Source organism: Candidatus Poriferisodalis multihospitum (assembly GCF_028283155.1).
Lineage (GTDB): Bacteria > Actinomycetota > Acidimicrobiia > Acidimicrobiales > Poriferisodalaceae > Poriferisodalis > Poriferisodalis multihospitum.
This window is the reverse complement of record NZ_JAPYOK010000100.1, coordinates 37,514-51,226: the sequence shown is the minus strand read 5'-3', so window position 1 is coordinate 51,226 and position 13,713 is coordinate 37,514. Positions and strand designations below refer to the sequence as shown.

The 13,713-nt window shown below is 66.6% G+C and carries 9 protein-coding genes; 1 reads left to right on the top strand and 8 read right to left on the bottom strand.

Annotated elements, in window-relative coordinates:
- The 7 genes from secA to manB all read right to left on the bottom strand — a co-directional run bounded on the left by secA (position 1) and on the right by manB (position 8,498).
- A complete protein-coding gene (gene secA, locus VI480_RS11140; RefSeq protein WP_323672916.1) occupies positions 1–2,808 on the bottom strand; it encodes a preprotein translocase subunit SecA in 2,808 nt (935 codons plus the stop codon).
- 62 nt (positions 2,809–2,870) lie between these two features.
- The gene (gene hpf / locus VI480_RS11135; protein WP_323672915.1) at positions 2,871–3,470 is read right to left on the bottom strand and encodes a ribosome hibernation-promoting factor, HPF/YfiA family; all 600 of its coding nucleotides are present in this window, start codon (positions 3,468–3,470) and stop codon (positions 2,871–2,873) included.
- A 65-nt stretch (positions 3,471–3,535) separates the two neighbouring features.
- A complete protein-coding gene (locus tag VI480_RS11130; protein ID WP_323672914.1) occupies positions 3,536–4,027 on the bottom strand; it encodes a ComF family protein in 492 nt (163 codons plus the stop codon).
- 222 nt (positions 4,028–4,249) lie between these two features.
- On the bottom strand, positions 4,250–5,716 hold the full coding sequence (gene ahcY / locus VI480_RS11125; protein ID WP_323672913.1) for an adenosylhomocysteinase: 1,467 nt from the start codon (positions 5,714–5,716) through the stop codon (positions 4,250–4,252).
- A gap of 36 nt (positions 5,717–5,752) precedes the next feature.
- On the bottom strand, positions 5,753–6,844 hold the full coding sequence (locus tag VI480_RS11120; protein ID WP_323672912.1) for an SIS domain-containing protein: 1,092 nt from the start codon (positions 6,842–6,844) through the stop codon (positions 5,753–5,755).
- Positions 6,841–7,077, bottom strand: a complete 237-nt coding sequence (locus tag VI480_RS11115; protein WP_323672911.1) for a Trm112 family protein — start codon at positions 7,075–7,077, stop codon at positions 6,841–6,843. The genes VI480_RS11120 and VI480_RS11115 overlap by 4 nt, the downstream gene beginning before the upstream one ends.
- A 62-nt stretch (positions 7,078–7,139) precedes the next feature.
- Complete coding sequence (gene manB, locus VI480_RS11110; RefSeq protein WP_323672910.1) at positions 7,140–8,498, bottom strand: phosphomannomutase/phosphoglucomutase; 1,359 nt, start codon at positions 8,496–8,498, stop codon at positions 7,140–7,142.
- Positions 8,499–8,634: 136 nt separating this feature from the next.
- On the opposite strand from manB, the gene VI480_RS11105 reads away from it, so the two are divergent.
- Complete coding sequence (locus tag VI480_RS11105) at positions 8,635–10,209, top strand: hypothetical protein (protein ID WP_323672909.1); 1,575 nt, start codon at positions 8,635–8,637, stop codon at positions 10,207–10,209.
- On the opposite strand, the gene VI480_RS11100 is transcribed toward VI480_RS11105, so the two are convergent.
- Positions 10,200–13,577, bottom strand: coding sequence for a glycosyltransferase (locus tag VI480_RS11100; protein WP_323672908.1), 3,378 nt, complete (start codon positions 13,575–13,577; stop codon positions 10,200–10,202). The two genes, VI480_RS11105 and VI480_RS11100, sit on opposite strands and share 10 nt — an antisense overlap.
- Positions 13,578–13,713: the final 136 nt, after the last annotated feature.

The following is a 13,713-nucleotide window of genomic DNA, read 5'->3' as shown; positions in this document are numbered from 1 at the left end:
TCAGCGACCGCAGCAGTGCTTGAACTTGCGGCCCGATCCGCAATGGCAGGGATCGTTGCGGCCCAGCTTCTCCTGGGCCGACTTGACCACGGTGCCGGTTGACGCGGCGGCGATCCGGCGCGACTGCGACGGTCCGCTGGGACCCCGCGGCGCCGAGGGCGCGGGGCCGGCAGCCGATGCGCCGTTGCCGGCTCCAACGTTGGCCGGTGTGAGGTCTGGCGCCGAATACTGCACGTCGGTCGTCCGGGCTGCGCCGTCCGCCGCCCTCGACTGTGACGGTCCAGCCGGCGGTGCCGCACCTTCGGTGGATGTCTCGCCCTCAAGCGGCGCCGAGGTGACCTGCACGTGCATTACATAGGTCACGAAGTCGCGGTAGACGCGCTCGAGCATGGCACCGAACATGTCGAAGCCCTCACGCTGCCACTCCGCCACGGGATCCTTCTGGCCGATGCCGCGCAGGTGGATGCCCTCGCGCAGATGGTCCATGTCGGCGAGATGCTCGCGCCAGCGCTGGTCGATGAGGCGCAACATCACCTGACGCTCCACTTCGCGCATTGCCTCGGACCCGATCTCGGCCTCCCGGGCCTCGTAGTGCTGCTCGCCGTCCGCGCACACCAGCTCCACGGCGTCATCGACACCCCAGTCCCGCTCGCCGTCGCCCGACAGCGCCGCCGCGGCGAGCTCGGTGGGCCAATAGGTGCCGATCGTGGCCAGCAGCCCGTCGAGGTCCCACTCGGTCGGGACCTCGCTGGCGCAATGATCCAGCACCGCAGCTTCGGCGGCATCGTGGAGGTACCCCAAGGATTCGGTGCGCAGATCGTCGCCGCCGAGGATCTGCTCGCGCCGCGCGTAGATCACCTTGCGCTGCTCGTTCATCACCTCGTCGTACTTGAGGACGTTCTTGCGAACCTCGGCGTTCTTCTGCTCGACGGTGTTCTGCGCCCGTTCGATGGCCTTGGTGACCATCTTCGCCTCGAGCGGCACGTCATCGGGCAGCGTGCGGTCCATCACCCAATTCACCGCACCGGTGGCGAACAGGCGCATCAGGTCGTCTTCCAGCGAGAGGTAGAAGCGGCTCTCGCCTGGGTCGCCCTGACGGCCCGCACGGCCACGCAGCTGGTTGTCGATGCGCCGCGACTCGTGCCGCTCGGTACCCAGCACGTACAGGCCGCCCAGCTTGCGCACTTCGTCGCCTTCGGCACGGCAATCGGGCTCGTAGCGCTCGGCCCGGGCCACCAGGTCCGCTGTGTTGTCCGCATCATCCGGGTCGAGCTTCTCGCGCAGCATGTCGCGCCGTGCCAAACCCTCGGGGTTGCCGCCCAGCAGGATGTCGACGCCGCGGCCAGCCATGTTCGTGGCAACGGTTACCGATCCCAGCCGGCCTGCCTGGGCGATGATCTCGGCCTCTCGCGTGTGCTCCTTGGCGTTGAGCACATTGTGATCGATTCCCCGGCGTTCGAGCGCTGCAGACAGCTTCTCGGAGTTCTCCACGCTGACGGTGCCGACCAGCGTGGGCTGCCCAGAACGGATCCGCTCGGAGATGTCGTCGACGACCGCCTCGAGCTTGGCGGCCTCGGTCTTGTAGATGAGATCGCTCTGGTCGTCGCGCGCCACCGGCAGGTGGGTCGGCACCGGCACTACGTCAAGTCCGTAGGTGCCGTTGAATTCGGCGGCCTCGGTGGTGGCCGTGCCGGTCATGCCGGCGAGCTTGTCGTAGAGGCGGAAGTAGTTCTGCAGCGTGATGGTGGCGAGCGTCTGGTTCTCTTCCTTGATCGCCACCCCCTCCTTGGCTTCGACCGCCTGGTGGAGGCCCTCGCTCCAGCGCCGTCCTTCCAGGATGCGACCGGTGAACTCGTCGACGATCTTCACCTCGCCGTGCGAGACCACGTAGTCCTTGTCGCGCCGGTACAGCTCCTTGGCCCGCAGCGCTGCGTTCATCTGGTGGACGAGATTGGCCGAGACCTGGTCGTACAGGTTGTCGATGTTGAGCGCTCGCTCGACTTTGGAGATGCCCGGTTCGAGCACGGCCACGTTGCGCTTGTCTTCTTCCACCTCATAGTCGACGTCGCGGGTCATGGTGGCGGCGATGCGTGCGAATTGCTGATAGAGCTTGGCGGCGTCCGCGACCCGGCCGCTGATGATGAGCGGCGTGCGGGCCTCGTCGATCAGGATCGAGTCGACCTCGTCCACGATGCAGTAGTTGTGGCCGCGCTGGACCTGAGCGCCCCGGGCCGGCGCCATGTTGTCTCGCAGGTAGTCGAAGCCGAACTCGTTGTTGGTGCCGTAGGTGATGTCGGCTTCGTACTGGCGGCGCTTGTGGGCCGCGTCGTAGGGGCCGGGCACCACGAGCCCCACGTCGAGCCCCAGAAACCGGTGGATGCGTCCCATCCACTCGGCGTCGCGAGCGGCCAGATAGTCGTTGACGGTGACTACGTGAACGCCCTTGCCGCTGAGCGCATTGAGGTACACCGGCAGCGTCGAGACGAGTGTCTTTCCCTCGCCGGTGCGCATCTCGGCCACCCAGCCGAAGTGCAGCGCCGCGCCACCGATGAGCTGCACGTCGTAGTGGCGCTGGCCGATGACTCGGCGTGCCGCCTCGCGCGTCACCGCGAAAGCGTCGACGAGGACGTCGTTGAGGTCAGCGCCTCGATCGATCTCGGCGCGGAATTCGCTCGTGCGAGCTCGCAGCCCGTCGTCGGAGAGGCGCTCGATTTCTGGCTCGACGGCGTTGATCTCGGGCACCAACTCAGTCAGCAGGCGCAGCTTCTTGCCTTCCCCGGCACGGAGCACGCGCTGAAACAGAGCCACAAGCGCAGGCTACCGCTGCCCCCCGACACCAGAGCCGAGGATTAGCCGCCCAAGGTCAACTCTCAGGCGTCGATCTCGATGAGGCCCGCGTCACCGTCGGAGCGCAGGTACACCACGCTGGGTTTGCTGGTGTCTGCATTCACGAAGAGGAAGAAATCGTGATCCAGCAGCTGCATGCGGGTCACGGCCTCGGCGGGATCCATCAGCTCGAGGTCGAAGCTCTTGCGCCGCACGATGCGCGGTACCCATTCGGGATCGTCAGGCCCCTCGGTGGTCTCGGGGGCCGGAGCGCCGTTGACGAGGTCGTTCTCGAGACGTGCGAGCGGATGATGCGCCTCGTCGCGGTGCAGATTGGGACGATGCCGGCGCACGACGCGGGTCTTGAGCTTGCGGAGCTGCTTGCCCAGCTTGCCGACCGCCAGATCGACCGCCTGGTGCTGATCGACGCCGGCGACGGAGGCACGCACATGGTGGCCGTGGCCGAGCAGCGTCACCTCCACCTGTTCTCGCTCGGCGATGCGGGGATTCTTCTCCTCGCGGAAGACCACCTCAGCACGATCCAACCCGCTGACGAATCGATCCAGTGCCCCGATCTTCCGCTCCACCGCAGCCCGCACATCGTCGGGAACCTGAACTTTGCGGCCCGTGATGGTGATCTGCATTGCCTCGGCTTTCTGAGCATCTGCACAGCGGCTGCTGCTTTGCTCCGACTGAAGGGAGTGCCATGTTAGGCAGCCGCCGAGAAGCGGTCGCGACCCCGTCGGGCACACGCTGCCACATGAACTGCCGCCGCACCGGCATCCGCCAGCGCAGCTGTAGCTGCCCGCAGCGTGGCCCCAGTGGTCACCACGTCGTCCACGAGCAGCACGCACCGTCCCGCCGCACCGGCGCGGCCCTCGAAGCGAGGACCGGCCAACCGTGCTTCCCGGCCCGCGCCCGATTGCGCTGTCCCGCCGATCCGCCGGAGCAATCGCAACGGACGCGCGCGCAGGGCCTTGGCGGTGGCCCTAGCCAGCGTCTCGGCCTGGTCGAAACCCCGAGCCCGCCGGTGCGCTGCCGTGGTCGGCGCCCAAGTCACTGCGTCAATGGGTGCTGCCTCACCTCGGGCATCCATATGAGCAAGCGCCAGTGAATCGCCCAGCCAACGGGCAATGGCCCGCTCGCCCCGGTACTTCAGCGCATGAATGAACTCGCGCCCGACCTCATCGTGAGAGAACAACAGCGCAACCGAGTCTGTGCCAGGAACCGACGTCGGCTCGGGATCCGCAAGCGCCCCAATGCACTCGGCACACGGACACCACCCCAATGCGCTGCAGCCCGGGCAGCGCACTTCGAACAGCACGGCCCGGACCGTAGGCGTGCCGAATTCGGCCACCAAAGAGGTTTCGACGCAGTCAGGTGAACGCGGAGGCGACCGAGCGGCGAGGGCGCGCCGGCACTATCAGTAGCGGTAGCGGTCAGCTTTGTAGGGACCGTCCACGTCGAGACCGAGATACGAAGCCTGCCCAGGCGTCAACTGCGTGAGCTTCGCGCCCAGCCGATCAAGATGCAGCCGAGCCACTTCCTCATCCAGCCGCTTCGGCAACACGTGAACGTCTGCCTCCAGCTCCTCTGCATGAGCGTGCAGCTCAAGCTGAGCGAGCACCTGGTTCGTGAAGCTCATCGACATCACGAAGCTCGGATGCCCGGTCGCGCAGCCCAGGTTCACCAAGCGACCTTCGGCCAGCACAATCACTGAGTTCCCGCTCGGGAACACGAACTCGTCCACCTGCGGCTTGATCGAACGGCGCTGAACGTCGGACATCGCAGCCAGCCCCGCCATGTCGATCTCGTTGTCGAAATGCCCGATGTTGGCCACGACCGCCTGGTGCTTCATGGCCGTCATGTGCTCCGCTGAGATGATGTCGCGGTTGCCCGTCGCGGTCACGTAGATGTCGGCGATGTCGAGCACGTTCTCGAGCCGATCCACCTCGAAGCCCTCCATGGCAGCCTGCAGCGCATTGATGGGGTCGATCTCGGAGACGATGACCCGGCAGCCCTGGCCGCGCAGCGCCTGCGCGCACCCCTTTCCGACATCGCCGTAACCCGCCACGAAGGCCACCTTGCCGCCCAGCATCACGTCGGTGGCCCGGTTGATGCCATCGATCAGCGAGTGCCGGCAGCCGTAGAGATTGTCGAACTTGGACTTCGTGACCGAGTCGTTGACGCTGTAGGCGGGGAAGGTCAGCTCCCCGCGGGCTGCCATCTCGTAGAGGCGGTTCACGCCTGTCGTGGTTTCCTCGGAGACACCTCGCAGACCGGCCGAGATCTCGGTCCAGAGGCCGGGCTCGGTGCGCTGGATCTCGTCGAGCAGTTCGTGCACCGCTACCTCGTCGGGCGATGCCGCATCCGGGCCGTCGACAGACTGGCTCGGCACGCCGCCCTGAGACTCGTAGCGAGCCCCGAGATGAACCATCAGCGTGGCGTCTCCGCCGTCGTCGACGATCAGCGTCGGGCCGGGTCCTTCGGGCCAGCGGAGTGCGCGGAAGTTGCAGCGCCAGTATTCGGCAAGCGTCTCGCCCTTCCATGCGAACACAGGCACGCCTTGCGGGCAGTCCACTGTTCCATCGCGCCCCACCACAACCGCAGCCGCGGCCTCATCCTGGGTGGAGAAGATGTTGCAGGACGCCCAGCGCACCTGCGCGCCGAGATCGGCCAGCGTCTCGATCAGCACCGCGGTCTGCACGGTCATGTGCAGCGAGCCGGTGATGCGCGCTCCTGCCAGCGGCTGGGAGTCCATGTGCTGCGCTCGCAGCGCCATGAGCCCGGGCATCTCGGTCTCGGCCAGCTCGATCTGGAGCCGTCCTGCAGCCGCCAGACTCAGATCGGCTACCTCGAAATCATCGATCAGGCTCGACGCCTGGCTCATGGGATCACCTCGTTCTTGGAGCGACAGCCTGCCGTCTCAGGCAAGGAATGCCTTCAGTTCTTCGAGCAGGGGGATCGGGCCGGGGTCGCGCCGGGCCGCAGCGGCGACACGCAGACTCAGGACGTCGACCTGGTAGATGAGGTCGAACAGCTGCGCCATGGGGCCGTCGCCCGCGGCGTGCAGTTCGGCATGCGGCACGACGATGCGGGCGCCGTCGAGCACACCGCTCGTGAAGTCGTAGCGACGACCGAGCTGCGGATGCTCGAAACCGTGGCGCAGCGCGATCACCGCGAGCGGCGAGCCGTCGGCCAAGCGACCGGCTTGGTCCCATCCGGCCAATTCGTTGTGGCACAGCTCAGGCATGAAGCTGGCGAAGGCGGGGATCTTGGCGTTCTCGTTGATCTGAGCCTTGGCACGACCCGCAGCCACCGCACCGAGTGCACCTCCGCCGTAGAAGACGGGAGTCATCTCGCCGTTGCCCACCGCGCTCACGATGCCCTCGAGCGAGTCTGCCGCGGCGCTGGCACCGTCGGCGGAACCGCGCCGTCTCCGCAGCTGGGCTGCCGCTGCGTCCACCCATCCGGCAATGCCGGAGAGCAAACCGGCTCGCTCAAGTGCAACGAGCGGGGCGACAGAGATCGCGCCCACCGCGGCCCGCGGCATCGGGATCGTGCTGTCCACCTCGTAGAGCGGTGCAGCCCACTCGCCAGCCAGCTCGGCCAAGCGCCCGCCTGATGTGACGGCTATCACCGAAGCGCCCGCATCGTGCGCAGTCGTGGCCGCCTCGAGCGTCTCTTCGGTGTTGCCGCTGAACGAGACGGCGATGGCAAGCGTGGTCGGGCCAACGAACGCCGGGCACTCGTAGCCCTTGGCGACGGTGACCGGCACCGGCATCAGGGGGGCTGCAAGCGCCGAGACGATGTCACCGGCGACGCCGGAACCACCCATGCCCATGACCGCGACATTGGCGATGCGGCCGCCGTCGACCGCTCCCTGGGTGGCCTCAGACGAGGCCAGCGCTGCCTCCAACTGCTCAGGCAGGTTCGCGACCGCTCGCGCCAAGTCGAGGGAGTCGGGGCCAGCCGCAGCGGCAGGTGTCGCCGGGGCGTCATCGTGCGACGATGTCATGGCTCGAATGTCGGGGTGAGTTCGCCGCTCGCAATGCGGGCATCGAGCGCCGCCGCGGAGGCTGGGTCGGCATCGGTTGCCTCGTCGATCAGCAGCACCGGAATGCCACCGTCGACGGCGTATGTCTTGCGCAGGCGCGGGTTGTACAGCAGCTCGTCGTCGGGCACGAAGTAGAGCGGTCCCTTGTCCTGGGGGCACGCCAGCACGTCCGCCAAGACCGGATCAAGACCCACGCGTGCCTCCCGAGCGCGGCGCGACGTCGTCGTGAGGCCGCGTCTGCGATTCCATGCGGCGATCATGCCAGCAACGTCGTGATCTCACTCACGCGCTCCGCTACCGCCCCAGCGTCAGGTGCCTCGAGATTCAGCCGCAGCAGGGGCTCGGTATTGGACGGCCGCAGGTTGAACCACCAGTCGCCACCATCAATCGTCAGCCCATCAAGCCAGTCCTGGGAGAACGTCGCGAAGTACGCACCGACCCGCCGCAGCACCCCGTCGACGTCGGCGACACGGGTGTTGATCTCGCCCGAAGATGAGTACCGGTCGAGCGGAGCCAGCAGCTCCGAGAGCGGCATCTGCGCGGCACTCAGCTGCTCGAGTGCGATGAGCGCCGCTATGAGGCCGGAATCGGCCCGGTAGTTGTCAGCGAAGTAGTAGTGACCGCTGTGCTCGCCGCCGAAGGAGGCCCCGGTGCGTGCCATCTCTGCCTTGATGAAACTGTGACCTACCCGGGTGCGCACCGGCTGGCCGCCCGCTTCGGCTATCGCCTCGGGCACGGCGCGTGAGCAGATCAGGTTGTGCAGGATCGGACCCGGCCCGCTGCGACGCAGCATGGCCTGGGCCACCAGCGCAGTGAGCAACGACCCGCTGACCGCTCTGCCCCGCTCGTCCACGAGAAACACCCGGTCGGCATCGCCGTCGAATGCGAGGCCGACGTCGGCTCCGGTGCTGCGCACGCGCTCGCTCAGATCAACCAGGTTCTCCGGTTGGATCGGGTCGGCCGGATGGTTGGGAAACGTGCCGTCGAGCTCGCCGTACATCAGCTCCCACTCGAACGGCAGCGAGTCGAAGACGGCCGGCACCACCAGACCCCCCATGCCATTCGCAGTGTCGGCCACCACGCGCAGCGGCCCGAGCCCCGAGGCATCGACGAACGAGCGGACGTGAGCGGCGAACGTGTCAAGCAGATCGCGGCGGCTGCGCCGGCCGCCGCCTGGCGGCGACGAGTCGCCCTGTGCCGCCCGCTCAGCAATCTCGTCGAGTCCGCTGTCCGCACCCACCGGCGCAGCGCCCGGGCCGCACAGCTTGATGCCGTTGTAGGACGCCGGATTGTGCGACGCCGTCAGCATTGCGCCCGGCATGCCCAGGTGGCCGGAGGCGAAGTAGAGCAGATCCGTGGAAGCCAGCCCGATGTCGATGACGTCGGCCCCGGCCGCTTGAGCGCCATCGGCGAACGCCTCAGCCAGCGAAACACCGCTCGGCCGCATGTCGCGTGCCATGACAATCTGCGGCGCTGTCGACCACGTCGCAAAGGCGTAACCGATGCCTCGCGCCACTGACGGGCTGAGCTCCTCAGGGCAAATACCACGTATGTCATATGCCTTGACAATGTTTGCCAAAACGCCAGCAGTTACAGGGTCGATTCGGGCCGTCATACGCTCGCAAAGCCTAAAAGACCGCGCAGCAGTGCGCGGCCCTCGCGGACAAGCCCCTTGCAATCTGCACGGTCGTTTCCCTAGGGTGGGAGCAGAGAGTGGGATGCGACCCTGCCTGAAGCAAGCGAGAGAGGCGATGACGAAGAGTAAATACCAGCCAACAGAACGGGAACAATTGGTGCTTGACGAGGTCGAGAACCCCAGGTACGACCGTCAAATTGTCAATGGTCTCGAACCCTTCATGAGTGGCTCCGCGCCTGAGGATTTCCGCACATTCTATAGTGAGAAAGAGCTCAGCGATTTAAGCCAACTGCGTGGCACTGATCGTGACGTAGAAGTAAGAATGCCCGTCAAACTGACACGGCATTATTTTGAAATGGCTAAGTCGAGCCCAGCACTACAAAAGCTGGTCAAGGCCTCACCTGATGAAACAGTGGATCTTGAGGGTGATCCAGACCCAGCGAATCAACTTGACTACAGCCCTATCGAAGGACTGCTGCATAAGTATGAGATGGCGCTGCTGTATGTGATCTCGACGTGCTCGGCCCATTGCCGATTCTGTTATCGCGAGGAATTGATTGGGCGCAAAGAGATTGAGCGTTCGGACGGCACAGTCAAGAAAAAGGGCCTCGCCCAAGTTGGCGAGATCACCGAGTACATCCAGACACACAATGCCGCTGTTGCAGCGAACGGCGGTACTCATCCGGAAACCGGCAGGCCGAAGCTGCGTGAGATTCTCCTGTCGGGCGGCGACCCCATGGTGCTGCCGAATTCCAAGCTGGCGGCATGGTTCACGGCATTGGCCGAAGCGGGCGCCGAGGCCATCCGGGTGGGCACCAAGGAGCTGGCGTTCTACCCGGATCGCTTCGATGACGCCTTCTTCGCGATGATCGACCGCTTCCATGAGGTGTATCCCGATGTCGCGATGCGGTTCATGATCCACTTCAACCATCCCGACGAGTTCCTGTTGAAAGATGCCGACGGGCGGTATATCGCCGATCAGAAGGGATTCCTTCAGTGGCGTCCGAACACAAGGCAGGCAATCGATTCGCTGGTTGAACGCGGCTGGATCAGCGTCGAGAACCAGACTCCCATCATCGCTGGGGTCAACGACGATGCCGATGCACTGCGGATTCTCCAGCGCACGCTCAAGGGCGTCGGCGTCGAGAACCACTACTTCTTCTGCGGACGGAACATCATTGCCTACAAGGCATTTAATGTGCCCATCGAGACCGCGTGGCAGCTCCTCAACGATTCGCAGCGCGGGCTGTCGGGAGTGGAGTCGCACGCCCGACTCACCATCGTGCACTACAAGGGCAAGACAGAGGTCTCAGCGGTGACCGACGAGCCGATTGCCGGTTTGCCGGGTGCCGAGAACGGCGTGGTGATCTTCAAGGTGCTGCGAAATCCGGCCCACGCGCCGGACCGGGGCAAGGTCACCATCGTCGGGCGGAATCCCGAAGCGCTGTGGTTCGACGAATACGAGGACCGGGTGCTGCTCGACGAAGCTGGCCTGTTCTCCCAGACGCGTCCCAGCGGCGTGACCATTCCGCGATCGCGGTCACGGCACCATGCGCCGCCGACCCGACGCACGCCGGGTCAGGCACGGCCGGCCCCGCTCATGGCCGTCGTAGCGAGCAATGAGCGCAGGCCGCACCCCAAGAGCCCGGTCAGCGATCCCGCACCTGCAGTTCAGGACGCTCAAGCCTGAGGGGCCGGGCCGGCAGGCATGCCGGATGGCGGCACTCGAGGGGCGTCGTAGGCGCCCGCGGCGGCGCGGTGACGGATGCGGCCGATGTCGGCCACGACTCTGGGCAACTGGGCCACCAGCCGGACGGTGGTATCGGCTGAGTGATCCACGGTGACGGGCACTTCGGCGGTCGTCAGCTCGAGGTGCTCGACGAGGTAGAGCACCTCGACGTCGAAGGCGAACCCGTCAATGACTGCGCGGCCGAAGATTTCCTCTGCAGCCCCGGCGGTGAAGCCCTTGAAGCCGCACTGCGTGTCTCGGTAGCGACGCAGGAGCACGAGGCGCGTGAAGGCGTTGAACATCCGGCTCGCGAACACCCTGGCAGGCCGCGCCGGGCTGATCGTGCGTGCTTCGGCGTGGCGCCGGTTGCCCAGCGCGACATCGGCCCCGTCACGCAGCGCATCGATGAGCGAAGCGAGCTGCCCGGGCGGATAGGCGAGATCGACATCGGTGAACAGACGCAGACGGCCGCTCGCTGCCAGCATCCCGGCGCGCACCGCAGCACCCTTGCCCCGGTTGGCCTCCAGCGACACCACCACATCAGCGCCTGCTCGCCGGGCCGCTTCTGCTGTGCCGTCGGTCGAACCGTCATCGACCACCACGATCTCGAGTGGGCCATCCAGAGCTACGTGGCCGCCGAGAGCTGCGCTGACCTCTGTGACGGCTGCGCCGACGAGGTGCGCTGCTTGGTACGCCGGCAGCACTACCGAGACCGCCGGCTCAATGCCGGTGGGAGGTTGCAGACGGCCCGCGCGGGGCGGGGACTCAGCCTCTGAGCGACGGAAGAAGCGCACCGGGGGCCGTACGGCGACCAGCGCGAGCGCTGCCGCGCCGAGCAGCGTTGTCAGCCAAGCGAGATACTCCACCGCAGTGGCGCCGTAGCTCAGCTCGACTCGCTCGTCGGTGGGGATCACGACCATCCAGTTGGGTGTCACCCGGTACGGACCCTCAGCACCGTGCACCGACCAGTTCGGGAAGTACGACACCTTCACCAGCACCGGAATGCCGGGCCGATCCACCGAGAACGACAGCCGGTCCCGCTCCACCTCGGGGTTGCTGATCTGGACCGGCGGCAAGGCGCGCCTCGGTGCCGCGCTGAATCGCGTCAACGACGCAGGCGGCGCCCCGTCTGGATTGGGGGGCGCCAGCAGCGACACCCTGGACCAGTGCTCGGGCCCATCAGCAGCAATCGGCACAGCCCACGCCGCCGGGTCGTTCCACCAGATTGCAGCCGGATCGGTCCACGCTCGTCCGGCTTGGGACACATCGTCGGCCACGGCTGGCTCGAACGGCAGCGGCGACACCAGGTCGCTGTCGGCGACGAGGTAAATCGACCACGGCCCCGCCGTGGCAATGTGCAGCAGGTCAGCAGAATTCTGGGCTGCTGCGGTCGCTTCGGTGCTGAACGCTGCGTAGTAGCGCACGCCCGACATCTGCAGGTGGGGAACGCCCAAATCGAGATTCAAGGCGTTGTAGGGAAGGCCGCGCATCGGACGCGAGGGCGACGCCGACAGCTCCGACTGCATGAGGAAGTGGAACGGCACGGTGGGCGACGACTCGAAGTAGAGACCCTCCATGGAGGCGATGCAGCCGTCAGTCCAGTGCGGCAGCAGCATCGGGGCCATCGGCGTGCCGTACGCACCCACGATGTCCCGGTCGTACTCCCACAACAGGCGCCCGCAGCCGTATGCAGGTGTCTTGCCGATATCGCTCATCGCTGTGACGAATTCGTGGTACTCGGGATACGCCGGGCGGCCCTCGTAGCCGCGGAAGTTCCAGTCGGCCCAGCCGTGCACGAAGTTGCGATCCTCTGCGGACACCGTGAAAGGCCCCAAGCGATGTGCGCCGTCGGCGTGGTGCCTCGCAGCGGGCCAGTTGCCGAATTGCAATGACAGCAGGCCTGCTGCCGCCGCCAAGGCGACGACTGGCACGACTGTCCGGACCCACGGCAACACGCCATGTCCGGATGCCACCGGCCCCTGCGCCGCAGCGGCCGGGAGACCGGCGGCCGGAGCGTCTGCGGCCGGAGCGTCTGCATCCGAGGCGTACGCATCTGGAGTAACCGCAGCAGGAGCGCGGCGACGAGTCAGCGTGTCGATGATGAGCCACAGGCCCATCGCCGCCAGCACGTACACCGCCAGGTACCAGAACGGCAAGATGCGTGCGTTCCATAGCCGGTGCTGGGGCCAGTGGACAAACCCCATGGCCATCGTGAAGGCGATGACCGTCCACGTCAGCGCCGGGCGGTACCAGCGTGCGAGACCGATGACGGCCCCGACACCCGCAAGCACGAGCAGCCAGGTGATGCTGTGGTGCGCCCCGTCGCCGCTGATCTTGTCGGTGAAGAACAAATTCTCTCGGACCGAGGTGAGCCGTTCCCAGCCCATGTCGTTGAGGTACGCCCGCCGGGCGACGAACGGCACCGTCCAGAACGCAGACAGCGCTCCGCCGATGATGCCGATGACCAGCGCGTGCCACGACCGGCGCCACTCCATGGCCACGAGCACCGCAACAGCGCCCGCAGGCACCGCCAGACGAGCCAGCGGAGACTCGGCAAGGTTCCAGATGGCGGCCCACAGCATGATCGCCGCAATGGACGCACCCAGCACCGGGATCCGGCCGATGCGGCCAGGCAGTGCGTGGAGGCCGCGCACCGCAACCATCAGGATGCTGGCGGTGACCGCGAACGCCAGCGGGATGGGATGGCACAGGGCCACGAACGCCAACACCGAGCTCGCCCGGGCGCGCCCGGTCCCCCGCTCCAGCGAGCGCCAGAGCATGCCCAAGTACACGAGCGTCGCTGACAGCGCGATCGAGAACGCGAACTCCCCCGCCAGCGTCGAGGCTGCATTCCCGCCGTAAATCGTGAAGTTGACATCGAAGACGAACAGCAGCAGCGCTGCGGGCAGCAGCATCCGCAGCGGTTGCGCCCATCCCGCCAGCCGACCCATGAGCCAGGCAGCGGCCGGCATCGACACGATGCCGCTGATCGCCACCAGCTTGAACGCCACGCCGTAGGGCAGCACCACGTTCGCCGCCACGATCATCAGGTACGGCAGCACCATGTAGAAGTGCATGGCGGGCATGCCGGCGTACCACTCCATCGTCCAGCCGCGCAGCGAGCCCGCCGGCAACAGCTCATGGCGCAAGAAGGCCGGTCCCCACACATGGGCGCCCATGTCCCCGCCGGTGGGCGTCGCCACCGAGAGGATCCGGCCTGGATCGAGCCACGCCACCACCGCGACGCAGCTCGCCACGACCACCGCAGCTTCAACCCACGCTCGCAACACCGACCCCGTAGCCGGGGGGCGCGTGGTCAGTGCGGCCACCCGCGCAGGCTAGAGGCCGGGCGGAGAGGCGACGACGCGGCCCGGCCAACAGGGGTCCGGCGACTGCCAAGCCCTGTATTCCTCGCTCTTGTTCGCTGCGCTCACGGGCCGCTCGGGCCACGGCATCGCCGCATAG